The organism is Rhodanobacter sp. FW106-HT46G03 (genome assembly GCF_058789895.1).
On the sequence record NZ_JBYTCC010000001.1, the window covers coordinates 1,375,902 to 1,402,467 of the forward strand.

Annotated in this window: 20 protein-coding genes and 1 tRNA gene; 12 read left to right on the plus strand and 9 right to left on the minus strand. The window is 66.1% G+C overall.

From position 1 onward, the window contains the following. Positions 1-15: 15 nt before the first annotated feature. Positions 16-2,496, minus strand: a complete 2,481-nt coding sequence (locus AC3WP6_RS05840; RefSeq protein WP_492626851.1) for a YbcC family protein — start codon at positions 2,494-2,496, stop codon at positions 16-18. 23 nt (positions 2,497-2,519) lie between these two features. Next, positions 2,520-4,115, minus strand: coding sequence for an NADH-quinone oxidoreductase subunit L (locus AC3WP6_RS05845; protein WP_492626852.1), 1,596 nt, complete (start codon positions 4,113-4,115; stop codon positions 2,520-2,522). 94 nt (positions 4,116-4,209) lie between these two features. Here AC3WP6_RS05845 and AC3WP6_RS05850 point away from each other — a divergent pair, with 94 nt between their 5' ends. Continuing rightward, complete coding sequence (locus tag AC3WP6_RS05850) at positions 4,210-5,112, plus strand: LysR family transcriptional regulator (RefSeq protein WP_492626853.1); 903 nt, start codon at positions 4,210-4,212, stop codon at positions 5,110-5,112. Positions 5,113-5,114: 2 nt separating this feature from the next. Here AC3WP6_RS05850 and AC3WP6_RS05855 read toward each other — a convergent pair whose 3' ends face one another. Genes AC3WP6_RS05855 through asnS form a run of 3 tightly spaced genes read right to left on the minus strand, consistent with a single transcriptional unit; the run spans position 5,115 to position 7,699 of the window. Continuing rightward, positions 5,115-5,432: a hypothetical protein gene (locus tag AC3WP6_RS05855; protein WP_492626854.1), complete on the minus strand. Its 318-nt coding sequence runs from the start codon at positions 5,430-5,432 to the stop codon at positions 5,115-5,117. A 2-nt stretch (positions 5,433-5,434) separates the two neighbouring features. Continuing rightward, positions 5,435-6,274, minus strand: a complete 840-nt coding sequence (locus AC3WP6_RS05860; RefSeq protein ID WP_492626855.1) for a MalM family protein — start codon at positions 6,272-6,274, stop codon at positions 5,435-5,437. 9 nt (positions 6,275-6,283) lie between these two features. Then, on the minus strand, positions 6,284-7,699 hold the full coding sequence (gene asnS, locus AC3WP6_RS05865) for an asparagine--tRNA ligase (protein WP_492626856.1): 1,416 nt from the start codon (positions 7,697-7,699) through the stop codon (positions 6,284-6,286). Positions 7,700-8,004: 305 nt separating this feature from the next. Between asnS and rpsF the strand changes: the two genes are divergently transcribed. From rpsF to radA, 5 genes are all read left to right on the plus strand, one after another. Beyond that, positions 8,005-8,427, plus strand: a complete 423-nt coding sequence (gene rpsF / locus AC3WP6_RS05870; protein WP_492626857.1) for a 30S ribosomal protein S6 — start codon at positions 8,005-8,007, stop codon at positions 8,425-8,427. A gap of 14 nt (positions 8,428-8,441) precedes the next feature. Further along, a complete protein-coding gene (rpsR, locus tag AC3WP6_RS05875) occupies positions 8,442-8,672 on the plus strand; it encodes a 30S ribosomal protein S18 (protein ID WP_492626858.1) in 231 nt (76 codons plus the stop codon). A gap of 149 nt (positions 8,673-8,821) precedes the next feature. Beyond that, positions 8,822-9,274 (plus strand): 50S ribosomal protein L9, encoded by a 453-nt coding sequence (gene rplI, locus AC3WP6_RS05880; RefSeq protein ID WP_492628642.1) that lies wholly within the window; start codon positions 8,822-8,824, stop codon positions 9,272-9,274. A 269-nt stretch (positions 9,275-9,543) separates the two neighbouring features. Beyond that, entirely contained in the window at positions 9,544-10,938 is a 1,395-nt protein-coding gene (locus tag AC3WP6_RS05885; RefSeq protein WP_492626859.1) for a replicative DNA helicase, read from the plus strand. Between the two features lie 93 nt (positions 10,939-11,031). After that, the gene (gene radA, locus AC3WP6_RS05890; protein ID WP_492626860.1) at positions 11,032-12,408 is read left to right on the plus strand and encodes a DNA repair protein RadA; all 1,377 of its coding nucleotides are present in this window, start codon (positions 11,032-11,034) and stop codon (positions 12,406-12,408) included. Between the two features lie 129 nt (positions 12,409-12,537). Here the strand turns inward: radA and rpsT are convergent, their stop codons facing one another. Continuing rightward, positions 12,538-12,801 (minus strand): 30S ribosomal protein S20, encoded by a 264-nt coding sequence (gene rpsT / locus AC3WP6_RS05895; RefSeq protein WP_492628643.1) that lies wholly within the window; start codon positions 12,799-12,801, stop codon positions 12,538-12,540. Positions 12,802-12,976: 175 nt separating this feature from the next. Between rpsT and murJ the strand changes: the two genes are divergently transcribed. From murJ to lspA, 4 genes are all read left to right on the plus strand, one after another. Further along, on the plus strand, positions 12,977-14,584 hold the full coding sequence (gene murJ / locus AC3WP6_RS05900) for a murein biosynthesis integral membrane protein MurJ (RefSeq protein WP_492626861.1): 1,608 nt from the start codon (positions 12,977-12,979) through the stop codon (positions 14,582-14,584). 34 nt (positions 14,585-14,618) lie between these two features. Then, positions 14,619-15,569: a bifunctional riboflavin kinase/FAD synthetase gene (locus tag AC3WP6_RS05905; protein ID WP_492626862.1), complete on the plus strand. Its 951-nt coding sequence runs from the start codon at positions 14,619-14,621 to the stop codon at positions 15,567-15,569. A gap of 186 nt (positions 15,570-15,755) precedes the next feature. Further along, positions 15,756-18,617, plus strand: a complete 2,862-nt coding sequence (gene ileS / locus AC3WP6_RS05910) for an isoleucine--tRNA ligase (RefSeq protein ID WP_492626863.1) — start codon at positions 15,756-15,758, stop codon at positions 18,615-18,617. Between the two features lie 212 nt (positions 18,618-18,829). Continuing rightward, positions 18,830-19,330: a signal peptidase II gene (gene lspA, locus AC3WP6_RS05915; RefSeq protein WP_492626864.1), complete on the plus strand. Its 501-nt coding sequence runs from the start codon at positions 18,830-18,832 to the stop codon at positions 19,328-19,330. Between the two features lie 85 nt (positions 19,331-19,415). Here the strand turns inward: lspA and AC3WP6_RS05920 are convergent. From AC3WP6_RS05920 to AC3WP6_RS05930, 3 genes are all read right to left on the minus strand, one after another. Next, a tRNA-Thr gene (locus AC3WP6_RS05920) sits at positions 19,416-19,491 on the minus strand. A 479-nt stretch (positions 19,492-19,970) separates the two neighbouring features. Beyond that, entirely contained in the window at positions 19,971-20,288 is a 318-nt protein-coding gene (locus AC3WP6_RS05925; protein ID WP_492626865.1) for a hypothetical protein, read from the minus strand. A gap of 75 nt (positions 20,289-20,363) precedes the next feature. Then, complete coding sequence (locus AC3WP6_RS05930; RefSeq protein ID WP_492626866.1) at positions 20,364-23,027, minus strand: M16 family metallopeptidase; 2,664 nt, start codon at positions 23,025-23,027, stop codon at positions 20,364-20,366. Positions 23,028-23,320: 293 nt separating this feature from the next. Between AC3WP6_RS05930 and AC3WP6_RS05935 the strand changes: the two genes are divergently transcribed. Beyond that, a complete protein-coding gene (locus AC3WP6_RS05935; protein ID WP_492626867.1) occupies positions 23,321-23,668 on the plus strand; it encodes a hypothetical protein in 348 nt (115 codons plus the stop codon). Between the two features lie 163 nt (positions 23,669-23,831). Then, on the plus strand, positions 23,832-26,420 hold the full coding sequence (locus AC3WP6_RS05940) for a glycosyltransferase family 2 protein (protein WP_492626868.1): 2,589 nt from the start codon (positions 23,832-23,834) through the stop codon (positions 26,418-26,420). Positions 26,421-26,566 lie beyond the last annotated feature (146 nt).

Below are 26,566 nucleotides of genomic sequence, written 5' to 3' on the forward strand. Positions count from 1 at the left end.
TTGTTGGGTGATTGCTCACACCCCGGTGGCAAGCCACTGGCCGCGTTCGTAGCGCAGCAGGGTATCGCCGGCGTAGCGCCACAGGAGCATCCAGCCGTTGTCGCACAACTGGCCGAGCACCGCATTGCGCGCCATCGTGCGCTCGATCGACGCGGCGGGAGCGTCGATCACCACCGTCAGCCGCACCGGCTGGTGATACCAGCCTTCGCCGTCGTGCAGGGACTGCTTGGGCAACCCGATGCGCAGGTCGCCGCCGTTGCCTTCGAACACGCCGATGTGCCCGCCGACCACGTTGTGCAGCACCTTGTTGCCGCTGCCGTAGTGCAGCGGATCGCAGGTGGATGCGTGGTACTGCCACGACAACCAGTGGGTGACCAGCATCGGCCCCATCATCAGCTTTTCGAGCACGCTGCCGTCGGGGTCGAAGCGAGCGTCGTAGTCGTGCAGGTAGGTGCGGCTCAGTACCCGGCCGCGGGAACGTTCGCGCGGGCCGATGAGAAACGCGGCATTGCGCGTGAGCCCCCATTCCGGGCGGGTTTGCGCGCCGTCGTTGGCGCGTCGGCGGAAATCGGTGAGCAGTGCGGCCGGCGTGGGCGCAGGTTTCATCCACAGCGCCGGCGCACGCTCTGCGCGGATGCGCGCGCCGGCGGCGGCAAACGCTTGCGCCATTTTCTGCCATTGCGCGAGCGCCGCCGGGTTGAGCAGATCCAGGTCGAAGCCGGTCACCTCGTCGGTGGTGGTGTTGTGCAGGGCGCCGACGAACACCGTTTCCGTCGGGATCGCCATCCCGCGCGCGTGCAGTCCGACGCGCACCGTGGGGTCGTTCAACAGCTGCGCCAGCGCGCGTGCGTTGGCTTCGCCTGGACGGCCGTAGCAGGCGCCGCAATCGAGCGTGGAAGCATGCGCATTGTTGGTGCAGTGGCCGGCGTGGCCGCACAGCACGACGAGCGGCGCAAGGCGGTCGTCCAGCCCCATGGTGTGCAGCACGTTGGCGGCCAGCTCGACTCTTTGCGCCGGGTCGAGGCCGACGATCTGCGGGCGCACCTGCGCCTGCACCGCGGCCGGCAGGCCAAGGCGGTCGGCGCTGACGCGCGGGCCGGCCGGTGGACGAATCCAGTGCGCGATCTTGCCAAGGTAGCCCACGCCGAACGACTCGACGAACGAGAACGTCGCGCTCGGCCAGCGCACGGTGCCCAGCCACTGATCGAAGCGGGCGAGATATTTCCAGCGTGCGCTGCGCGTGTGCGCCAGTCGGGCCTCGTCGGCGGCGCTTTCGCCGGGGGCAGTCACCACTTCCTGCACCGCGATGCTGGGGTAGGCCAGACCCGGCAATTGCGGCCGGCGGATGTCGGTACCCAGGAGGTTGTAGTGGATGGGAATGCCGAAGAACCCGGCAAACGCGCGGGTTTCCACTTGCGGGTAGCTGGTTTCGAGCGCGCGCCGCATCGGTTCGCTGCGGGTGTCGATGCAGAACACGGCCTGCGCCTCAGGCGCGGTGGGCGCAACCGGGGCAACCGGCGTGCGCAATTTGTCGGCCAGCTCGCGCTGGTAGCTGGCCTCGAGCGCCTGCTGCCACAGTTCGTCCACCACCAGCGCGGCATCGGCGGCGGCGACACGGGCGTCGAAGTCGGCCCAGCTCGATGCCAGCGTGGCCAGCGCGGCACGCCGGCAATCCGGCGCAACGCAGCGCGCCAGTACCGCCTCCCACACCAGGCGGGCAATGAGCAGTTCGGGCAGGCGCAGATCGGTTTGCTCGGAGGGCACCTTCTGCCACTGGATGTACGCGCACCACGAGGCCCAGCCGTTGATCGACAGCAGCAGCGCCTTGAAATGTTCTTGCCACGCGGCCGGCGGCAAGCCCAGTTCGGCGATCGCCCAGCGCGCGGCTGCGTCCGCCTGCACGGGCAACTGGTGCAGCTCGCGGGCAAGGCCGGGCAGGCCGAGCATCGAACCCAGACCGTGGTCGCGCACCGCGCTTTCGCGCCAGAACCCGTACAGGCTCGGGTTGCCGGCAGCGCGCCAGTCGGCCTGGTGGCGGTCGAAATAGGTGGCGCACATCTGGCTCAGCTGGAACACGATCGCCGCGCGCCACGGCCAGCGCAGGTTCTGTTGCACCGGGTCGTCGAGCAGATCGACCAGCAGCGGCTCCTGCGCCACGTGCAGCGGCTTGGCCAGCTCGGCGATGCATTGTTCCGCGGTGGTCGCACAGGGCTCGTGGGTGGCGTGAACCTGCAGGGCGACGTCGAGGTCGGCGCGGCGGATACGCCCGGCATTCCACTCGCGCCGAATGTAGTCGCGCGCCGGAAACACGCGGAAATCGCCCAGCACCGCCAGCTGCGCGGCGACTTGGCGGATGGGCCGGCCGACGCGCCGCCAGTGCGGGTTGACGGCCACCGCCTGATCCAGCGGCCACGCCGCCATGATGCTGGCGCAGGCGCCGGTGATGGCGGCTTGCAGGGCGGCGTCGTCGGTAGCAGCGGTGAGAGAGGTGGCCATGGCAGTCTGGTTTGGCATGACGATCAGGCCTCTGAACGGGCACAGGTGCCAGTGGACGCGGGCGTCACCACCGCGCAGCTCTCCACCCCGGCCCAACGGGTGGGCCACAGGCGCAGCACCCAGTGGGTGTAGCCCTCGTCCATGTAGAAACCGGCGTAGACCCAGCGGCGCAAGGTGCGGATCGCGTGCGGCCAGACCTGGAAGGCGACCATTTCCAGATACATCAACGTCATGCCGACCAGCGCCACGATGCCGGCGCCGGCCAGCGGCGCTTCGCTGGCGCCGATCGGCGCCCGGTCGACAAGGCAGGCGGCCACGGTCAGGGCCACCGCGGTACCCAGCGCAGTGGCCAGTCGCACGGCCACCGTGCCGGTGCGCTCGCGCGAGGCCTTGGGCACCCACAGCAGCGGCGCCCAGGCCAGTGCCAGCACGCCGGCCCACCACCACGGCCAGGCATGATTGCCGGCCAGCAGACGGAAGGCCAGCACGATGGCCAGCGCCACCGGCACCGCCAGCAACATGCTTGCGTGCGAGTTCTCGACCTCGCCAGTGATGAGCTTGCGGCTGGTTTCCTTCACCGCACTCGATGCGTTCAGGAAGTTGTGCGCCTTGTACAGCGAGTGTCCCAGGAGATGCAGTGCGGCAAACAGGTACAGGCCCAGTCCGCACTCCAGCAGCATGAAACCCATCTGCGCGATGGTGGACCACGCCAGGTGCACTTTTTGGCTGACGCGCGTGAGCAGCACCAGGCCGGCGACCACGGCGGAGACCAGGCCGAACACCACCAGTAGCCAGCGCGCGGCCAGCGCCACGCCGAGCAGCGGCGCGAACAGCACCAGCACGTAGCCACCGAGGTTGACCACCCCGGCATGCAACAGGGCGGAAACCGGCGTCGGCGCCTCCATTACCTGCACCAGCCAGCCGTGCACCGGCATCAGGGCGGTGCGGGCAATCACCGCCAGCGCGAGGCATACGCCGCTCCACGCCAGTGTCGGCGATGCGTGGCCGGCGGCCAGGTACGCCCACAGGTCGGTCAGCGAGCCGCTGCCCACCTCGCGCCAGGCCAGCAGCGCGGCGATAACCAGCAGCACGTCGGCGCCGCGATCAGTGACCATTTTCTTGTGCGCGGCGAGCAGCGCGAACGGCCGGTCCCGATAGAAGCACAGGAGGTAGTGCATGGCCCACTCGATCGCCGCCCACGCGGCGATCAGCACCACCCAGTGGTTGGCCAGCAGCAACAGGTGCACCGAAGCCAGTACAGCGGCCAGCGCGGCGATGTAGACCCGTTGGCGTGGTTCGCCTTCGAGATGTTTGGAGGAGTAGATGCCGATCGCGGCGCCGAGGAGCTGCACCAGCAGGCTCACCCAGGTGCCAAACTGGTTTATCGCCAGCCAGTTGCCGATGCCGGTGGTGACCGCGTGGCCGCTGTGTGCCGCCAGTAGTTCGAGCACCAGTGCCGCGGCGGCAAACGCCAGCGCCAGCAGCGCCAGCGCGTTGAAGGTACGCCACATGTGCCGTGGCAGGGTGTGGCCGCTGGCGTAGGCCCGCAGCGCTGCCGCCACCATCAGCAGCGCCGGAATCAGGCCTACCGCAAAGTTTGCCGCGTACCACTCGCTCATTGCGCACCTCGTCAAACGCCGGGCGCATTTTTGTTGGTCTTACGGGTTCTGTAAATTATATTTATTGTGCAACATCGTTCTAGAGGAAAGAACAGTGGATATCAACAAGCTGAATTTCAAGCACTTGTTCTACTTCTGGTGGGTAGCCAAAGAGGGCTCGTTGACGCGCACCGCAGAACAAATCCACACCTCGCAGTCGGCGTTGTCCACCCAGATCAGACAATTGGAGCAGCGCCTGGGCAAGCCGCTGTTCGATCGCCGCGGGCGTGGGCTGGAATTGACCGCCACCGGCCAGCGCGTGTTTGCCTATGCTGACAGCATTTTCGAGCTGGGCGAGCAGATGCTCGGCTGGCTGGATGGCCGCAGCGAAGGCAACGTGCGCGTGCGCGTGGGCAGCGTGGCCACCATGTCGCGCAATTTCCAGGTCAACTGGTTGCGGCCCCTGTTTGCCGACCCCAGTGTGGTGCTGTCGGTGGATTCCGGCTCGCTCGAAGGGCTGGTGGCCCGCCTGCTGCGCCATCAGCTCGACGTGGTGCTGGCCAACGAGCCGGTACCGTCCGACCCGACCCGTCCGGTGTCTTCGCGTTTTCTCGGCAGCCAGGTGATTTCGCTGGTGGGGCGCGCCGATCGCTGGGCGGGCACCACGCTTGAGGTGCCGCGTGATCTTGCCGGCGTGGAGGTGGCGCTGCCCAGCGCGCGGCACAGCGTGCGGACCCAGTTCGACGCGCTGTGCTTTGCCGCCGGCGTGGCGCCGAACCTGCGGGCCGAGATCGACGATATGACCATGCTGCGCCTGGTGGCGCGCGACAGCGGCTGGATCACCGTGCTGCCTGAAGTGGTGGTGCAGGACGAACTGCGCTCCGGCGTGCTGGTGAGCGTTGGCCGCTCGCCGCAGTTGACCGAGCACTTCTACGCGATCACCGCCCAGCACGACCACCCGGTTGGGCCGCTGAACCAGTTGCTGCTGCGGGCCACCAGCGGCGACGCGCTGACGTGATTTCAGCCGGCGTAATGCAGACGGATGGCCAGCGCGGCCAGCCAGCAGGCCCATCCGGCCAGCAAACCGAAGCGCCAGATGCGCCGCCAGCGCAGCACCGCGCGGTCGTCCAGCGCCAACAGCGCGGGCGAGCGCAGCACGTACTGCATGCGTACCCACAGTCGGAACCAGCCGAGCTTGCCGTGCGCACTTTCGGCCACGATCTGCCAGTGCTGCGGGTAGCGCTTGCGCATCAGCGCGGCCACCTGGAAGGGCGCCGCAAACGACAGCGTGAACAAGGTGACGCCGGCCAGCAGCAGGGCAAAGTAGAGCAGCAGCATGCTCAGCCGCCCTTGTTGCCGGCGTTCTTGTCGGGCGTGGCGCTGTGGTCGCCGCTCCACGGCAACGGCACCGCACTACGCAACGTATTCAGCACACCGTCGCCTTTTTCATGCTTGCCGCAGATCGAGTCATCCACCGCCTTGGCGTAGGTGTCGTTCATCATGCCGACCCACAACGTTCCGTCCGGGCCATGCTGCACGCTGAACGAACCGGTGTTGTTCATCGCCAGCGTGGCCTTGCTGTTGAACGCGGCCGGGGATTGCTCCCAATAGGTTTTGCCGCTTTGCTGATCGGCCGAGCTGTAGATCAGCATATAGCGCGCGTCCGCACTGTTCACGGTATAGGCGCCAAATGCGCCGGAAGTTTCGTCGCTCCAGCCCATGCGTTCGCACAGCTTGATGTCGTCGCTCGCGCCGGTCGGCTGGAAACCGCTGTCGAGCAGCACCACGGTGGGGGCAAACAGGTAGCTGGTCTTCACCCAGCGCCCGCTGAGCTCGGCCTTGAACGCGATGCGGTACGGAAGTTTCGCGTTCTCGGGCAGTTTGAAGGCAAGGAAATAGGTGTGCGTGCCGCTGATGTTGGCCACGCTGCTGCCCGGGCCCACGGTGAACTTCTGCGGCTGCCACGGCAGCGGATTCTGGTAGGAGAAATCGGCGAAGTTGGTGCAGCACGGCGTGGCGTCGGCAAGCCGCGTTTGGGCGAGCTTCAACGGGTCGTCGGTCGTCGTGTCGGCGGCACGCAGGTTGGGCGGCACCAACACCTTGGCGGCGTGGCACCCTCCCAGCAGCAGTCCGGCACCGAGAGCAAGGCAAAGGGGAACGATGCGGGTGCGGTTCAACATAGGTGCGGATCAGAACTCGGCGGAACCCGCGGCACGCGGGTAGGGGATGGCGTCGCGGATGTTCGCGAGGCCGCACACATACACCAGCAGGCGCTCGAAGCCGAGGCCGAAACCGGCATGCGGTACCGTGCCATAACGGCGCAGGTCGCGGTACCAGCCATAGGTCACGGGGTTCAGGCCGAATTGCGCCATGCGGCGGTCGAGGTAATCCAGCCGCTCCTCGCGCTGGCTGCCGCCGATGATCTCGCCGATGCCGGGCGCCAGCACGTCCATTGCCGCCACGGTTTTTCCGTCGTCGTTCAGGCGCATGTAGAACGCCTTGATCGCCTCGGGGTAGTTCATCACCACCACCGGGCGGCCGATGTGTTTCTCCGCGAGATAACGCTCGTGCTCGGTCTGCAGGTCGATGCCCCAGGCGACCGGGTATTCGAACTTCTCGCCGGAATCCTTGAGGATCTGCACCGCCTCGGTGTAGTCGATGCGCGCGAACGGTTGCGCAATGAAGTTTTCCAGGCGCGTGATCGCCGTCGGTTCGACGCGCTCGGCGAAGAACGCCATGTCGTCGGCGCGTTCGTCCAGCACCGCCTTGAAGATCGCCTTGAGGAACGCCTCGGCGCAATCGGCGTCGGCGGCGAGGTCGGCAAACGCGATCTCCGGCTCGCACATCCAGAACTCGGCGAGGTGGCGCGCGGTGTTGGAGTTTTCGGCGCGGAAGGTGGGGCCGAAGGTGTACACCTTGCTCATCGCCAACGCGTAGGCCTCGACGTTGAGCTGGCCGGAGACGGTGAGAAACGCCTCCTTGCCGAAGAAATCCTGGCGGAAATCGACCTTGCCGTCGGGTGTGTGCGGCAGGTTGGCCAGATCCAGCGTGGACAGCCGGAACATGTCACCGGCGCCCTCGGCGTCGGAAGTGGTGATGATCGGCGTATTGACCCAGAAGAAACCCTGCTCGGTCAGGTGGCGGTGGATCGCCGTCATCATCGTGTGGCGCACGCGCGTCACCGCACCAAACAGGTTGGTGCGCGGGCGCAGGTGGGCGACCTCGCGCAGGAACTCCATCGAATGCTGCTTGGGCTGGATCGGGTAGGTTTCCGGGTCGTCGACCAGGCCGCAGACCTCCACAGATACAGCCTGGATCTCGAACGTCTGGCCCTTGCCTTGCGAAGCCACCAAGGTGCCGCTGACGATGACGCTGGCGCCGGCGGTGAGGTGCTTCACCTCGCTCTCGTAGTTGGCCAGCGTGGCCGGCACCACCGCCTGGATCGGCGCGAAGCACGAGCCGTCGGTGACGCTGACGAACGACAGCCCGGCCTTGGAGTCGCGCCGCGTGCGCACCCAGCCGCGCACGCAGACCGGACTGCCGGCCGCAAGCTTGCCGGAAAGGGCCTGTTTCACGCTGGATACCGTGGGGCGAACCGCCGTCATCGGAAATATTCCTTGGGTTGAGTGCGCCGCCGGCGCACGGTTGACTGGAACGCACGCCGTCAGGCGCGCGTGGACAAACCAGCATGATAACGGACGCGCTTGCTGCACTGCGACGGCGACCCGGGCGTCAGCCGGGAAGCCAGCGGTTGCAGCCGTACAATCAACAACTTGCAACCACCCGCGCGACACCCCTACAATTCCGCTTCTGTCCGGTGCGAAATGGGCCGGACGGACACTTGCCTCACCGCATCCGGCGGGAGGCTGCGAGGCCGCTTGCGGCCGCATCCACAAGGAGTTGATCCACGATGACCCTGCGTCATTACGAAGTCGTGTTTCTGGTCCACCCTGACCAGAGCGAGCAGGTTCCCGCCATGATCGAGCGCTACAAGACGCTGATCGAAGGCGAGGGCGGCAAGATTCACCGCCTGGAAGACTGGGGCCGCCGCCAGCTGGCGTACTCCATCCAGAACCTGGCCAAGGCCCATTACGTGCTGATGAACATCGAAGTCGGCCAGAGCACGCTGAGCGAGCTCGAATCGGGCTTCCGTTTCAACGATGCCGTGCTGCGCCACCTGGTCATCAAGCGCGATGCCGCCGATGTCGAGCCGTCCTTCATCCTGAAGAGCAAGGAAAAGGACGACGCGCGCTCGTCGCGCCGCCGCGATGACGAAGACGCCGGTGAAGGCCACCATGGCCACAACCACGACAGCCACGACAGCGACGAATAAGAGGAAACCAGACCATGTCCAAGTTTTTCCGTCGCCGCAAGTTTTGCCGCTTCACGGCCGAGCACGTCAAGGAGATCGACTACAAGGATCTCAACACGCTGCGCCAGTACATCACCGAAAACGGCAAGATCGTGCCCAGCCGCATCACCGGTACCAAAGCCCGCTACCAGCGCCAGCTGGCCACCGCCGTCAAGCGCGCCCGCTTCCTGTCGCTGCTGCCGTATACCGATAATCACGATGTTTGAGCTGGGAATAGTGAATGGGGAATAGGGAATCGGTATGGCAACTTGCCGCTTTCCGATTCCCTATTGACGATTCCCGATTCCCGGCTCTTCGGACACCCGTCCGTTCACGGCTGCACCGGTATTGCCGGCGCTAACGAAAAGGAACCATGATGGAAATCATTCTGCTGCAGAAAGTCCGCAACCTCGGCAACCTTGGCGACAAGGTGAAGGTGCGCCCGGGGTATGGCCGCAACTTCCTCATCCCGCAGGGCAAGGGGGTGCGCGTCAATGCGGCCAACCTCGCCGAGTTCGAGGCGCGGCGCGCTGAGTACGAAGCCAGCGCCAAGAACATGCTGAGCGAGGCGCTGGAGCGCCAGGCCAAGCTGGCCGAGGTCGCGGTCACGATCGAAGCCCACGCTGGTCCGGAAGGCAAGCTGTTTGGCTCGGTGGGGCCGCGCGATATCGCCCTCGCGCTGCAGGCGCAAGGCCACAAGATCCACAAGGGCGAAGTGGTGATGGGCGAAGGCCCGATCCGCAACGTCGGCGAACACGACGTTGCCATCCACTTGCACGCCGACGTGCAGGCTTCGGTGAAGGTGGTCGTGGTGGCCGAAAAGAAGTAAGGGGGTTTGCCCCGAGCAACAAAGAAGCGCCCGCTGGGCGCTTTTTTGTTGCTCGGGGCCGGCAGGGATTGGGGATTTGACCAAGCGCGCCGCAGCGGGATTGCCGTGCTTTTCCCCAATCCCGAATCCCCAATCCCGACTACAACCACTTATCCCCCGTTTTCCCCAGCTTTTCCACAGGAATCCGTCTCGACCGGTGAGACGCTGCCGCGCATGATGGGAACCTGGCGCGCGCCGCGCGCTGGCTGAACGTATTGTCGAGGTGATGGATGTCCTTTGTTCCCGAACGCAAACCCGCGTCGCCCGCGGTCGAGGCCTTGCGGGTGCCGCCGCATTCGATCGATGCCGAGCAGGCGGTGCTGGGCGGGCTGATGCTGGCGCCGGATGCGCTGGACAAAGTGGCCGACCGCCTGGCCGAGGATGATTTCTACCGCCGCGACCACCGCCTGATCTGGCGCGCCATCAACGAGCTGGCCAACAAGGGCATGCCGTGCGATGCGGTGACGCTAGGCGACTGGTTCGAGGCCAACGGTCTGGCCGAGATGGTCGGCGGCGCGAGTTATCTGATTGAGCTGGCGAACGGCACGCCGAGCGCCGCCAACATCACCGCGTACGCCGAGATCGTGCGCGAGAAATCCGTACTGCGGCAGTTGATCGACGCCGGCACCGCGATCACCGAGGACGGCTATCGCCCGGAAGGCAAGAGCGTGCAGGAGGTGATGGAAAACGCCGAGCAGCGCGTGTTCCACATTGCCGAAACCGGCGCGCGCGGCAAGAAGGATTCGGTGACCATGCGCGACGCGGTGAAAGACGCGTTCCGCCTGCTCACCGAGCGCTATGAAAACCGCGGGCAGCTGACCGGCATCACCAGCGGCTTCACCGATCTGGACAACCTCACCTCGGGCCTGCAGCCCTCCGACCTCATCATCGTCGCGGCGCGCCCGTCGATGGGCAAGACCGCGTTTGCGCTGAACGTCGCCGAGAGCGCCGCGCTGCGCGCGAAAAAGGCAGTGGCGGTGTTTTCGATGGAAATGTCCGCCTCGCAGCTGGCCTTTCGCCTGATTTCCTCGGTGGGGCGCATCCATCAGCAGAGTCTGCGCAACGGCGAGCTGGCCGAAGAGGACTGGCCGCGCGTATCGAACGCCATCGCCATCCTCTCCGAAGCCAAGATTTTCATCGACGACACGCCAGGCCTGTCGCCGGTGGAACTGCGCTCGCGCGCGCGTCGCCTGCACCGCGAATACGGCGGGCTCGGATTGATCGTGGTCGACTACCTGCAGCTCATGCAGGTGCCCGGCAACAAGGAGAACCGCGCCACGGAGATCTCCGAGATCTCGCGCTCGCTCAAGGGCCTGGCGAAGGAACTCAACGTGCCGGTGGTCGCGCTTTCGCAGCTCAACCGCTCGCTCGAACAGCGCGCCGACAAGCGACCGATGATGAGCGATTTGCGCGAATCGGGCGCCATCGAGCAGGACGCCGACGTCATCATGTTCATCTACCGCGACGAGTACTACAACAAGGAATCCGCCGACAAAGGCCTGGCGGAAATCATCGTCGGCAAACAGCGCAACGGTCCGACCGACACCATCAAGCTCACTTTCCTCGGCCAGTACACCAAGTTCGAAAACTACGCACCGGACTCGTTCGTGGGCGGGTTCGAGTAGGGCCGGGATTCGGGATGCGGGATGGGAGATTCGGAAAGAGCAGCGTACGGCGAGGGTGTGGTTGCGCAGGGCGGATTCCGGGAGTGGTGAGGCATGGCGAAGGCCAAGACAGCGTATGTGTGCAACGACTGCGGAGCGGAGTACCCGAAGTGGCAGGGTTCGTGCGGTGAGTGCGGGGCCTGGAACACGTTGTCGGAGATCGTGCTGCAGCCGGCGGTAAAGTCCGTCGCCGCGGCACGCGGCGGTTACGCGGGCAAGGCGGCTGGCGCATCGAAGGTGACGCCGCTCACTGCGGTGGCGGTCACCGTCGAGGCGCGCACGCTGACTGGCATTGGCGAGCTCGATCGCGTGCTCGGCGGCGGGCTGGTCGAAGGCTCGGTGGTGCTGGTGGGCGGGGATCCCGGCATCGGCAAATCCACCTTGCTGCTGCAGATGCTCGGCACGCTCGGCGCGCAGTTGCCCAGCGTCTACGTCACCGGCGAGGAATCGCTCGCCCAGGTGGCCGCGCGCGGCCAGCGCCTGGGCCTGCCGCTCGAACCGCTGGATGCGCTGGCGGAAACCTGCATCGAACGCATCCTCGAACAAGCGGCGGTGGCGCATCCGCGGGTGCTGGTGATCGACTCGATCCAGACCATCTGGACCGAACTCCTGACCGCGGCGCCCGGTTCGGTGTCGCAGGTGCGCGAGTCGGCCGCGCGGCTGACGCGCTACGCGAAGGAAACCGGCACCAGCGTGTTTCTCGTCGGCCACGTCACCAAGGAAGGCGGCATTGCCGGCCCGCGCGTGCTCGAGCACATGGTTGACGCCGTGCTGTATTTCGAGGGCGAGGCCGGCAGCCGCTTCCGCGTGCTGCGCGCGTTCAAGAACCGCTTTGGTGCGGTGAACGAGCTCGGCGTGTTCGCGATGAGCGACAAGGGGCTGCGCGAGGTACCCAACCCGTCGGCGATCTTTCTTTCCGCGCACACCGGCCCCACGCCGGGCAGCGCGGTGATGGTTACCCGCGAGGGCACGCGCCCGCTGCTGGTCGAGGTGCAGGCGCTGGTGGATCAGTCAAGCCTTGGCAACCCGCGCCGTGTCGCGCTGGGGCTGGAGCAAAACCGGCTGGCGATGCTGCTGGCGGTGCTGCACCGGCACGGCGGCGTCGCGGTCTACGACCAGGACGTGTTCATCAACGTGGTCGGCGGCATCCGCGTGCAGGAGACCGCGGTCGACCTGCCGGCGCTGCTCGCCGTGCTGTCCTCGCTGCGTGATCGCCCGCTGCCGGAGAAGACGGTGGCGTTTGGCGAAGTGGGGCTTTCCGGCGAGATCCGCCCGGTGCCGAACGGCGAGGAACGTTTGAAGGAAGCCGCGCACCACGGGTTCCGCCGCGCCATCGTGCCCAAGGCCAACGCGCCGAAATCCGGCCATGTCGGCGAGCTGGAGGTGATCGGCGTCGAACGCCTGGCGCAGGCGATGGACGCTTGTCGCTGATGGGGCGACGGGATTGGGGATTGGGGATTCGGGATTCGGAAGAGCGGGAAGCGACGAGTTTCGCCCGTCACGTGCGGGCAACAAAAAAGCCGGCTTGCGCCGGCTTTTCGTTACCGCTGCAACCCGGGCTCAGCCCAGCGCGTGGATGCGCGCATTCAGTCGGCTCTTGTGGCGGGCGGCATTGTTCTTGTGGATCAAACCACGCGAGGCGTAGCGATCCAGCAGTGGTTGCGCCACGGCGAACGCAGCCGTCGCGGCGGTCTTGTCCTTCGCGTCGATCGCCTTGATGACCTTCTTCAGCGCACTGCGCACCATGGAACGGGCGCTGACGTTGCGCAGGCGACGCTGCTCGGACTGACGCACGCGCTTCTTCGCGGACTTGATGTTGGCCAAGGCAGAACTCCCGAATCGCGGGTTATTGGTTGAAGAAAGGATGAAATTATGCGGGTGTGACGCGCTATCGTCAAGTTGCCCGCGCCCCGCCATCATCGCGCAGTGATCTTGCCCGCGTCCGCTGTCAGACTGTGCGGCCATTGCACCAGCGTCGATCATCAGGGTTACCGGCCGGATGAAGTCCCCCAGCATGTTTCGCGGGCTGCTGTCGTTCAGCAGCATGACGATGGTATCGCGCGTGCTCGGGTTGGTCCGGGACATGGCGCTGAACGCGGTGTTTGGCGCCAACGCCATTACCGATGCGTTCTGGGTGGCGTTCCGCATCCCGAATTTCATGCGTCGGCTGTTTGCCGAGGGCTCGTTTTCCACCGCTTTCGTACCGGTGTTCACCCAGGTGAAGGAGCGCGGCTCGCACGCCGAGCTCAAGGAGTTGATGGCACGCGTGACCGGCACGCTCAGCGCCGTGCTGCTCATCATCACCGCGCTCGGGCTGCTGTTTGCGCCGCAGCTGGCGGCGGTGTTCGAGCCGGGCGCGCTGGACCAGCCGCACAAGTTCGAGCTGACCGTGAGCCTGTTGCGGCTGACGTTTCCGTTCCTGTTGTGCGTGTCGCTGACCGCGCTGGCGGCCGGTGCACTCAACAGCTTCCACCAGTTTGCGCTGCCGGCGCTGGCGCCGGTGATCCTCAACATCTGCATGATCGCCGGCGCGCTGTGGGTGTCGCGCTACCTGGCGGTGCCGATCATGGCGATGGGCTGGGCGGTGCTGGTGGCGGGCATTGCGCAGGTGCTGTTTCTGCTGCCGGCGTTGCGCAAGCTCGATCTTTTGGTGTGGCCGCGCTGGGGCTGGCATCACCCCGAGGTGCGGCGGATCCTGCATCTCATGGTGCCGACGCTGTTCGGCTCTTCCGTCGCGCAGGTGAACCTGCTGCTGGATACGGTGATCGCTTCGCTGCTGGTGACCGGTTCGCAAAGCTGGTTGTCGCTGTCCACCCGGTTTCTCGAACTGCCGCTGGGCGTGTTCGGCGTGGCGCTCGGTACGGTCGTGCTGCCGACCTTGTCACGGCATTACGTCAGTACCGACCGCGCGGGGTTTTCCCGGGCGCTGGATTGGGCCTTGCGGCTGACACTGCTGATTGCGGTGCCGGCGATGTTCGCCTTGTTGCTGCTGGCCGAGCCGCTGGTGGCGACGCTGTTCCAGCACGGGCGCTTCAACGCCTTCGACACGCGCATGTCGACGCTGTCGATCCTGGCACTGGTGTGCGGTTTGCCGGCGTATGCGCTGGTCAAGGTGCTGCTGCCGGCGTTCTATGCGCGCCAGGACACGAAGACGCCGGTGCGCGCCGGCGTGGCGGCACTCGTCGCCAACATGCTGTGCAACGGTATTTTCATCGCGCTGCTGTTCGAGCTGTGGGCGCCGCCGGCGCTGCATCAGGGCAACTGGCTGGATGGCATTGCGCAGGTGCCGGGGTTGCATCTGGGGCTGGGCATCGCCAGTGCGCTGGCGAGTTATCTCAACTTTGCGTTGTTGTGGCATTGGCTCAAGCGGGCCAACGTCTACGACCGCCAGCCGGGCTGGTGGCGGCATTGGGTGCGCCTGGCTGTGGCCTGTGCGGCGATGGTGGCGGTGCTGCTGGTCGGGCGCTGGTGGTGGCCGGATTGGACGCACGTGCCGGTATTAGCGCGTATCTGGCATTTGCTGGTGCTGGTGGTGGCGGGCGCCGGCGTCTACGTGGCGGCGTTGTTTGCGACCGGGATGCGCGTGCGCGATCTGCGCGTAGGGTAGGTCGCACCGTTTTCACCGATATAATCACCCGGCCATGAGACTTTCACGCGACATTGCCGGATCGTGTTTGCTGCCGGGCGGCAGTGTCGTCGCGATTGGCGCGTTCGACGGTTTGCACCGTGGCCATCAGACCTTGCTGGCCGAGACGCGCATGCGCGCGGCGGCCAAGGGCTGCACGCCGGCGGTGGTGAGTTTCGAACCGTTGCCGCGCGCGTACTTTTCGCGTCAGCCGTTGCCGCGTCTCTCCAGCGTGCGGGAAAAACTCGCCGGCTTTGCGGCGGCCGGCATCGGCCACACCCTGCTGCTGCGCTTCAATGCCGGACTGACGGCGGTTTCCGCCGAGACGTTCGTGCGCCGCGTGCTGGTGGATCGCCTGGCGGCGCGCGAAATCTGGGTGGGCGGCGATTTCCGCTTTGGCCACGGCCGCGTCGGCGACGTCAACCTGCTGGAACAGATGGGGCGCGAACTCGGCTTTGCGACGCGGGTGATGCCGCCGGTGCTGATCGACGGCGAGCGGGTCTCGGCCAGCCGGGTGCGCAGCCTGCTGGCGGCCGGCGATTTCGTCGCCGCCAAGTCCTTCCTGGGGCACCCGTTCACCATTGGCGGCAAGGTGGAACACGGCAACCAGCTCGGGCGCACGCTCGGTTTTCCGACCGCCAACATTCACCTGCATCGGCGGGTCAGCCCGCTGGCTGGCATCTATGCGGTGCGCGCCGGTTTGGGCGGTGGGCGCTGTACCCGGCCGGGCGTGGCGAGCCTCGGCGTGCGTCCCACGGTGAACCAGGTGGCCGAGCCGTTGCTTGAAGTGTGCCTGTTCGATTTCGACGGCGATCTTTATGGCCAGCGCATGACCGTGGAGTTTGTGGCCAAGCTGCGCGACGAGCAGAAGTTCGCCGGCTTGGATGCGCTCAAAGCGCAGATGGATCATGATGCGCGTTCGGCCCGGGCCATCCTGGGCGTGAACCCGGTACTGGCCCGCGCATGATCCACCGCGACAATCCCGCCACACCGTTCCCCGTCCGCCGCGCATGCGTGGCGACCGTCGGCAACATTATTATTTGAAGGCACTCGCCCGTAGCGCGTGCGCCAGTCGCCGCGCGCGACGGGCGGGCACATGGCGCTTCGCAGTCCTTCGGGCCTCGGGGCGAAACAACCCGAGGCACCCGAAGCGATGAGCAAGGACTACAAACTCACCATCAACCTGCCGCACACGGCGTTTCCGATGCGCGGCGACCTGCCCAAGCGTGAGCCGGGTTGGTTGGCGGCGTGGGAACAGGCTGGTCGCTACCAGGCGATCCAGCAGCATGTAGCGGGCCGCGACCGGGTTTTCGTGTTGCACGATGGCCCGCCGTATGCCAATGGCGCGATCCACATCGGACACGCGGTCAACAAGATCCTGAAGGACATGGTGGTGCGCTCGAAGCTCCTCGCGGGTTTTCGCGCGCCGTACGTACCGGGCTGGGATTGCCACGGCCTGCCGATCGAAATCGCGGTCGAAAAGAAATTCGGCAAGCCGGGCGAGAAGCTCGACGCGCGCGCGTTCCGTGAAAAATGCCGCGAATACGCCAGTGAACAGGTCGATGCGCAGCGTGCCGGTTTCCGTCGCCTGGGCGTGCTGGGTGACTGGGAACACCCGTACCTCACCAAGGATTTCAAGTACGAGGCGGACATGCTGCGCGCGCTCGCGCGCGTGGTGGCCAACGGCCACGTTGTGCGCGGTGCCAAGCCGGTGTACTGGTGCTTCGATTGCCACTCCGCGCTGGCCGAGGCGGAAATCGAATATGCCGACAAGGGCTCGCCGGCGGTCGACGTGGCGTATGACGCGGTGGACGGTAAAGCGCTGGCCGGCAAGTTCGGGGTCGATCCGGGTAATGCCATCGTCAGCGTACCGATCTGGACCACCACGCCGTGGACGCTACCGGAAAGCCTTGCCGTGGCGCTCGGCCCCGACATCGAATACGCCCTGGTCGAAGGCCCGGCACGTGCGAGTCGACGCGCGCTGCTGGTGGTCGCCAGTGCGCTGGCGGACAAGGCGCTCGCGCGCTACGGCGTGGGCGAGGCCAAGGTGTTGGGCCACGCGCTCGGCGGCACGCTGGACGGCGCGCAGCTCCAGCACCCGTTCTACGACCGCATCGTGCCGGTGATACTCGGCGGCCACGTCAGCGACGAGGACGGCACCGGCGCAGTGCACACCTCGCCCGATCACGGCGTGGACGATTTCATCGTGGCGCGCGAGCACGGCATCGGTCTCTTGAACTACATCGACGCCCACGGCACCTACCGCGAAGGCACGCCGAAGGCCGGCACGCTCGATCTCGTCGGCATGCACGTGTGGAAGGCGAACAAGGCGGTGGTGGAGCTGTTGCGCGAGCGCGGCGTGCTGTTGGCGCACGCCGACATCACCCACAGCTACCCGTGCTGCTGGCGGCACAAGACGCCGGTGATTTTCCGCGCCACGCCGCAGTGGTTCATCGGCATGGAACAGGCCGGTTTGCGCGACACCGCGCTGGCGGCGATCACGCAGGTGCGCTGGGTGCCGAGTTGGGGCGAGGAGCGCATCACCGGCATGGTGGCCGGGCGCCCGGACTGGTGCATCAGCCGCCAGCGCACCTGGGGCGTACCGATTGCGTTGTTCGTGCACAAGGCGACGCAGGAGCCGCATCCCGATTCGGTGGCGCTGCTGGAAAAGGTTGCGCAGATCGTCGAGCAGAAAGGCATCGACGCCTGGTACGACCTCGATCCGGTCACGCTGCTTGGCACCGACGCCAAGGATTACGAGAAAGTCACCGATGTTCTGGATGTCTGGTTCGACTCCGGCGTCAGCCACTTCGCCGTCCTCGGCCAGCGCCCGGAGTTGCAGCAGGGCGACGCGAAGGACTACCGGGTGATGTACCTCGAAGGCTCCGACCAGCATCGCGGCTGGTTCCAGTCGTCCCTGCTCACGTCCTCGGCCATCTTCGGCAAGGCGCCGTACGACACCGTGCTCACCCACGGCTTCACCGTGGATGCCGCCGGCCGCAAGATGTCCAAGTCGCTCGGCAACGTGGTGGCGCCGCAAAAGGTGATGGATACGCTCGGCGCCGACGTGCTGCGCCTGTGGGTGGCTTCGGCCGACTACCGCAACGAGATGAGCGTGTCGGACGAGATCCTCAAGCGCGTCTCCGATGGCTACCGCCGGTTGCGCAACACCGCGCGTTTCCTGCTCGGCAATCTGGACGGCTTTGATCCCGCGCGGCACCTGGTGAAAGTGGAAGACAGCTTGCCGCTGGACCAATGGGCCGTGCAGCAGGCGCATGACGTGCAGCAGGCGGTAATCGCCGCCTACGAGCGTTACGACTACCCCGAGGTGGTGGCGCGCGTGCAGAACTTCTGCACCAACGAGATGGGCGCGCTCTATCTCGACATCACCAAGGATCGGCTCTACACCATGCCGACCGACAGCCACGGCCGGCGCAGCGCGCAAAGCGCGATGTACCGCATCGCCGAGGCGCTGGTGCGCTGGCTGGCGCCGATCCTCGCCTTCACTGCCGAGGAGATCTGGCGCGAGTTGCCGGGCGAGCGCGGCGAAAGCGTGCTGTTCGAAACCTGGTACGACGGGCTGGCGGCAACCCAGGCTACGCCGGAACAGCGCCGCTGGTGGGCCGACCTGCTGGCCATCCGCGAAGGCGCCGCCCGTGTGCTCGAAGGCATGCGCAAAGATGGCGCCATTGGCGCCGCGCTCGATGCAAAGCTGGCGATCCACGCGGACGCTGCCACGGTTGCGCGCTACGCACCGGCGGCGGACGAACTGCGTTTCTTCTTCATCACTTCGGATGTGAGCTTGCACGAGGCAAGCCGGGTACCCGATGGCGGCGAGGAGCTTGCGCTGGACGGCGCCAAGGCCTGGGTGTCGGCCAGCGTCAGCGACGCCGCCAAATGCGTGCGCTGCTGGCACCACCGCGACGATGTCGGCAGCCATGCGGATGACCCGGACCTATGCGGCCGCTGCGTCGAAAACGTCGAGGGCAACGGCGAGGTGCGGCGCTGGTTCTGACGCGCCGCTTTGCTTCCATCGCACCGGTGAGGGATCGCTTCGCCTTTCTTCCTCTCCCCGGCGGGGAGAGGATCGAGGTGAGGGGCCGGGACTTGCCAATGCTCACTCCGCCTTGGCAATGGCTACCGCCTCGATCACCCACCAAACCCAGCACGCCTGGCGCGTACCCCACGACAAGCATCGAAATCGTTGAACCGGAAACCCCGCCACCCATGACCATCAAACCCAATGCCCTGCCGTGGCTTGCGCTCTCCGGCGCGCTCATCGTGCTCGACCAGCTCAGCAAAGCGTGGGCGGCGGCCACGCTGCAGCCCGAAGGCCTGGCACACCCGGTGATTTCCGGTTTCCTCAACTGGACGCTCACCTACAACCGCGGCGCGGCCTTCAGCTTTCTTGCCAACCACGACGGCTGGCAGCGCTGGCTGTTCTCGGCGCTGGCCGTCGTCATTTCCATCGCGCTGGTGGTTTGGCTGGCCCGCACTGCGCGTCGCGACTGGCGCACCGCGCTGCCGCTGGCGCTGGTGATCGGCGGCGCCATCGGCAACCTCATCGACCGCATGCTCGCCGCGCAAGTCACCGACTTCATCGACGTGCAATTCGGCGCTTGGCACTACCCGGTGTTCAACCTGGCCGACTGCGGCATCACCGTTGGTGCCGTGCTGCTGGTCGTCTTCGGCCTGTTCGGCAGCCACGCTGCAGACGCGTCGAACTGACCGCTGTCGTCTCGCCGAGATCGCGACGCTGGGCACCCTGCGAAAAAAAACACAGGTCCGCAGCAATGCGGACCTGTGTTGTAAATGGTGCCGGAAACAGGAGTCGAACCTGCGACCTACGCATTACGAATGCGCCGCTCTACCAACTGAGCTACTCCGGCGAGCGTGAGCCGCGAAGTTTACGGGGCGCTGCAGTGTGACGCAAGCCAAGGGGGCGGTGCGCGGGATACCGCGGGCGGGTACCGCGGTACCCGGCAGCACATGATCCCGACCGTGGTTTCGCGTGCTGGACTGCCCTTCGTCGGCAAGAGCGTGCCGGTTGCGGTCGCAAGCGCTTGCGGGGCTGTGGGCGGCAGGTGACATGTGCCGGACGCGGGCACGGAAGTTGTCATGCATGCACGCGCGGGCCGACCGCGGCAGGTTGCCGGTGAAGGGGGCGTGTGAAGTGACGCGTGGCGCAGCCAAACCATGGTTCGACCGGCTGGGGCGGGTGCGCAAGGGACTTCGTTGCGCCACGTACCGAAGATCGACTTGCCATGCCGTGTTCACCCGCCGGATGGCCCTCTGCGCAATATCGTTTTCAGCGCGCGCAACGTGATGGGCGGCCCGATCACGGCGCGTCGCCTTGCCAGTGCACGACCTAGCTGTCGAAATAGGCGTTGCGGGGCAGGCGTGGCACCCAGCCGCGGGCATCGTGGACATGTTTGTGCGCGGCGAGCCAGTGGTCGATGGTGGCGCTGTCACCCGGCGCGATCGGCATGCGGGAAGGCGTACCGAGGACATATGAAGGCAGCATGCCGAGGCAGGCGCCAAGCGCTAGTCCCCAAGGCCAATGGAAGAACCGGGTCGCGCTGGCGACGACGGCCAGCGTGACGGGAACGAACAGCACCCGGTAGGTATCGCGCAACTGCGTGCGCCAAGGCCATGCGCGGATGGGGTAGTGGTCTGACTCAGGCATGGCGTGTGAAAGTTTTTGAAGGGCAAAAAAGACCGCACTCGCCCGGTTGCTCCGGGCGAGTGCGGTTCGCTGCGATCAGCCTTTCGGTGCCGGCCCCTTCACCGCCGTCACCAAGCCTTCCGGCCGCACGTATTTCTTGAACGCAGCTTGCACCTCGGGCGCGGTCAGCGACAGGTAGTGCCGGCCGGCGATGGTCATGGCATCAAGTGGCTTGCCTTGCTGCGCGAGTTCCAGCAGTTGGCTGCCGATGGCGCCGAAGCTCGATTCGCCGAGCGGCATCCGGCGCAGCAGGATGCCCTTGGCCTGCCTCAGCTCGGTATCGGTCACCGGTGCGTCCTGCATCTGCTTGAGGTTTTGCACCACCAGCGCGCTGGCGGCGCCGACCTTGTCCGGATCGCTGCCGTAGAACACCTTGTAGGTGCCGCGGTGTTTGTCAGTGTCCAAGCTGACGCCCACGGTGTAGACCAGCCCGTGTTTCTCGCGCAGGTCGCGGGTGAGGCGCGAGGCGTAGAAGCCGCCGCCGAGCACCTGGTTGCCGAGGTGGATCGCGTAGCGCGCCGGGTCGTCGTAGGTGACGGCAATGGTTTGCGCCATGTCCACGCTGTCCTGCACCGCGCTGGCGTCGGGCACGTGCAGCTTGCCGGGCTGGTTCGCGGGCACCGCGGCGTAGTCGGTGTCGGGCTTGGGCCCGGTGGACTTCCAATTGCCAAACGCCTGCTCGATCACCTGCTTCGCCTGCGCCGGGTCGACCTTGCCGACGATGACGATAGTGGCGAGGTCCGGACGGAAGGTCGCGCCGTAGTACTGCTTCACCTTGTCCAGCGTCAGCGCCATCACGTTCTGTGGCGTGGCGTGGCGCAACGAGGGGTCGTTCGCCGGCAGCAGTGCCTTGCCCAGCCCGAGCTGGTAGAGGAAATCGGGCGACTGCAGTTGCCCGGCCACCATGCCCGCCGTCTGCTTCTGCACCAGCGAGAACGCCTGCGCCGGCAGTGCCGGATGCAGTTCGTGGTCGGCGAGCAGTTTCACGCCTTCGGCGAAGTGTGCCGCGGGTACCGCCAGCGAAAAGCTGGTGCCGGCGCTTTCGTGCGCGCCGATCGCGTCCAGTGCCTGCTGAAACTGGATGCGGTCCAGATGCTCGGTGCCGAATGGAAACAGCCCGGCAAGCACTTCGCTCACGCCTTCCTCGCCCTTGCCCGCCTGCAGATCCTGGTTGGTCTTGATGCTGCCGTAGAGTTCCACCGTGTCGCTGATGGTCTCTGGCTGCACGATCAGGCGCAGGCCGTTGGGCAGGGTGTAGCTCACCGGATCGAGCGAGGATTTCGGCACCGCCAGTTTGGCGAACGCCGCTTGCGCCCACGTCGGCAGCTCCACCGGCTTGTCCGGTGTGGATGAGAAGCTCTCCGCGCCGCCGAAGCCCTTGCCGGCCACCGGCTTGCCGGAGCTCTCCGGGGTCAGAATGGCGGTGATCGCATGCTTGGGGTCGAAGGTCTGCTTCGCCAGCGCATTCACGGCTGCCGGCGTCACCGCCTCGATCGCGGCCTTGATCGCATCCGGGGAATCCGCGCCCTGGAACGCCAGTGCATGCGACCACGCGTTGGCCAGCCCGTCTACCGAGTTCTTCTTGAATTCGAGATCGGAGACCGCCTTGTGTTTGGCCGCCTCCACCAGCGCCGGGTCGATACCCTTCGCCGCAGCGTCGGCCAGGATGGCTTGCATCTTGGTCAGCACCGGTTGCGGGTTGCCGCCCTTGGGGAAGATGCCCACCGCGAGGCCAAGCCCGGCGTGCGGCATGCTTTGGCCGACGAAGCCGCCGAACAGGGCGGTGCCGTCGAACCGCATGCCGGCCAGCGCCGCGCGCTGTGAACCGAGCGCCTGGCCCAGCACCAGCGCAGTGGCGTAATCCTTCGATTTCAGGCCGGGCAGGCGATAGCCGAGATACACCGAGCCATACGGGCTGTCGGTCGGCAGTTGCACGGTCTTCGCCGCCACCGGCTTGAAGTCGAACGCCGGCCGCGCCGGCAGCGTCTTCTTCGCGATGCCGGCAAATTCCTGTTTCACTTTCGCCAGCGTCGCCGTCGGATCGACGTCGCCGGCAATCACCAGGATCGCGTTGTTCGGCGCGTACCAGGTGTCGTGGAACGCCTTGAGCATCGCCGCGTTGGTCTGGTCGAACGAGTCGCGCGTACCCAGCGGCGTGTGCGCATACGGCGTGCCGGAAAACATCTGCGCCAGCATCTGCGAGTAGAACTTGAAATCCGGGCTGGAGAGATCGCGCGACACCTCCTGCGAAATCGCGCCGCGCTCCTTGTCCCACTCCTTCTGGTCCATGTCCACGCCGCGCATGCGCAGCGCCTGCACCTTCAGCGCCACGTCCAGATCCTGCGCCGGCGCCACGAAGTAATACTGCGTCACGCCCTGCGTGGCATCCGCGTTGAACGCGCCGCCCATGTTCGCCGCGATCGCCGCGAGCTGATCCTTGGACAGCCCCGGGCTGCCGCGAAACATCATGTGTTCCACCGCATGCGCGGTGCCGGGGAACCCGGCCGGCACCTCGTCCGAGCCGGCGAGGTAATTCATCTCCGTGGTGACCACCGGCGCCAACGTGTCGCGCACGATCACCACGCGCAAACCGTTGTCCAGCGTGGCGCGCGTCACCTCCGCATCGCTCGCCGCCCATGCGCTGAACGTACCCAGCGCCAGGCCAATCGCCGCCACCAACCGAAGCGTTCGCTTCTTCATCGATCAATCCTTGTGTCGTTTTGGAAGTTGGACGCGTGACCCGCGCCCGGAGGTGTTGCAGAGGGTAAACCCGCTCGTGTTGCCGCGTGGCACCAACGTTGCCGCGACGAGCAGCAAGGAAGGGGAAAACGCGCGCATCATCCGACTTACTTGGTGCGCGTACGTGCGCCGTTCCCGCAAGCTTGGGCGAAGGTGCAGCTCTTCGACGTCTTCCATGGGAACCGACCTGCATCACGGCGGCTTGTCCGCGCCGGCGCATACTTGCCGCCGATCAATCACCCACGAGGCAAGCCATGACCACCGACGCAACGCCTACCCCGGACGCCGCCGTACCCGCCACCCAGGCTGCACGCATGCAGGCGGCGGTGGACAAGGCGGTGGCGTTTGCACCGCCGTTCCTGCGCGGAGAGGTCCACGCGGACGACATGGCGCACACCATGGTGGGTGCGGTGCGCACCTACGTGGAGCAGGAGAAAGCGCTGGGCAGCAACGGCGAGCCGCACGACCGCGACGCGCAGGCGCTGTACGGCACGCTGGCGGAGCTGATGGCCTGCGGCTCCGGCTACCTGGCCGGCCGCTGCGACGGCGCCTGTGTGGCACGCACCATGACCCAGATGGTGCATGAGTTCGGCGGGCGTTGAGAGCCGTTGCCGGTTGCGCGAGGCGCCGCCAAGGTGCTGCGCGGCACCCCGTGGCTTAGCTGCGGCTGACTGCGGCGAAGTGGTTTTATTGAGCGTGCGGGCGCGGATTGGTTAAGCTCCTGCGGCTCCCCCCGTTTGCCGAGGGGCCTCCACGGGGATTCTTTTGAGCGCCGAGCCTGTCACCCACCGCCGTCCGTCCTGGTTTGTTGCCGTCGTGCTGGCCCTGGTGGTGGCCGCGCTGAACATCGGCCTGTGGTGGTGGAGCAACCGTCCGCACGGCCCGGAAGACTGGCACGGCCCGGTCAGCGGCTATGCGCTGTCGGCGTTCCAGCGCTACCAGAGCCCGCTCAAGGGTGATTTCCCCACCGACGAGCAGCTTGATGGCGACCTCAAGCTGCTGCGCCACTACACGCACAACATCCGCACCTATTCGATGTTGCAGAACCCGCAGATTCCGCGCCTGGCAGAGCGCGACGGACTCAAGGTGCTGTCCGGTGCGTGGATCGACACCCGGTTGGAGAACAACGAGCAGGAGATCGATGCGCTGATCGCGCAGGCGCGGCGTTACCCCGGCACCATCAACCGCGTGCTGGTGGGCAACGAGGTGCTGTTTCGCAACGACGTCTCGCCCGACCAGCTCATGGCCTATCTCGACCGCGTGCGCGCTGCGCTGCGCCAGCCGGTGTCGACCGCCGAGCCGGACTACATCTGGGAGAAATACCCCGAGCTGGCGCAGCACGTGGATTTCATCACCGTGCACCTGTTCCCCTACTGGAACGGCATCCCGCGCAAGGACGCGATCGGCGCGGTGCTGGGCAGCTACAACCACCTGAGGCAACTGTTCCCGAACAAGCCGATCGTGATCGGCGAAATCGGCTGGCCGTCCAACGGCGATCGCCACGAGTATGCCGACCCGTCGGTGTCGAACGAGGCGATCTTCCTGCGCCAGTGGTTCAACGTGGCCAAGCGCGACCACATCGACTACTACGTGATGGAGGCGTTCGACCAGCCGTGGAAGGAGCAGCTTTCAGGCCGCACCGAGGCGTATTGGGGGATGTTCAACGCCGACCGTCAGCTCAAGTTCCCGCTCACCGGCCCGGTCACCGAGGACACCTCGTGGCCGTGGAAGGCGCTGGCGGCGAGCCTGCTCGCGCTGTGGCCGATGATCTGGTTCGCGCTGCGCTTCGAGCGCTTCAAGCTCACCGGGCGGTTGTTCTTCTGCGTGCTTATCCAGTTCTGCGCCGGCATCCTGGTGTGGTCGGCCACGCTGCCGTTCCAGTTCTACCTGAGCTGGGTCGACTGGACGATGTTGCTGCTGCTGTTTCCGGCGCAGATCGCGATCATCGCCATCCTGCTCATCAACGGTTTCGAGTTCACCGAGGTGCTGTGGCGGCGCAAGTGGATGCGCGAGGCGCACATGCTCAGGCCAGACCCGCCGGAGAAGCAGCCGTTCGTGTCGATCCACCTGGCTTGCTACAACGAGCCGCCGGAGATGGTGCAGGTCACGCTCGATTCGCTGGCCGCGCTCGACTACGCCAACTTTGAAGTGCTGGTGATCGACAACAACACCAAGGACCCGGCGGTGTGGGGGCCGGTGAAGGCGTATTGCGAAAAGCTCGGCGAACGTTTCCGCTTTTTCCATCTGGAACCATGGCCGGGTTTCAAGGCCGGCGCGCTCAATTTCGGCCTCAAGGAAACCAACCAGCGTGCGGACGTGATCGCGGTGATCGACGCCGACTACGTGGTGCGCACCGACTGGCTCGCCACCCTCACCGGTTATTTCCACGACCCGAAGGTGGCGGTGGTGCAGTGCCCGCAGGCGCATCGCGACTTCCAGAAGAACCGTTTCCGCCGCATGACCGCGTGGGAGTTCGACGGCTTCTTCCGCATCGGCATGCACCACCGCAACGAGCGCAACGCCATCATCCAGCACGGCACCATGACGATGGTGCGCCGCGCCGCGCTCGAAGGCACCGGCGGCTGGTCGGAATGGACGATCTGCGAGGACGCCGAGCTTGGCCTGCGCCTGATGCACGCCGGCTACGAGCTGGTCTACGTCGATGAATTGATGGGCAAGGGCCTCACCCCGGCCGACTTCAAGGCGTACAAGAGCCAGCGCTACCGCTGGGCGTTCGGTGCCATGCAGATCCTCAAGGGGCGCTGGGACTGGATGGTGAAGAAGGGCCCGCTCACCCCCGGGCAGCGCTTCCACTTTCTCACTGGCTGGTTCAGCTGGTTTGCCGATGCGCTGCTGCTCATCTTCACTCTGATGGCGCTGTACTGGACCGCCGGCATGATCGCGTTCCCGTACCTTTTCAGCCTGCCGATGCAGTTGTTCCTGATCCCGGTGATCGGCTTCTTCTTCGCCAAGATGATCTTCGGCATCGTGCTCTACCGCGCGCGGGTGCCGTGCGGCTGGTACGACACCATCATGGCCTCGGTCGCCAGCATGGGGCTCTCCCATGCCATCGCGCGCGGCATCCTGCATGGCCTGACGCGCAAGAAGACCGCCTTTGTGGTCACCGCCAAGAAGCGCCGCATGGGCGGTTCGAGCTTTGCCGCGTTCGCCCCGGTGCGCGAGGAGATGCTGATGGCCGTCGCGCTGATCCTGTGCATCGTCGGCATGGCCCACGCCTACGGCACCCGCTATATCGAAGGCACACTGTGGATGTTCATCCTCGGCGCGCAATCGGTGCCGTATCTATCCGCCATGGCCGGCGCGTGGATCGCGCACCGGTCGGGGGACGAGTAGCGACGGGATTGGGGATCCAGAGAGCCGGGATTTGGGATACGGGATTGGGGATTTGCAGGAGCCGGTTGCCGCAAGATGCCAGCTTTTGCCAGTCGGGTTTTAACCCGGCGCGAGTCTCCAGTCGGCTGAAGCCGACCCGCGAAGCG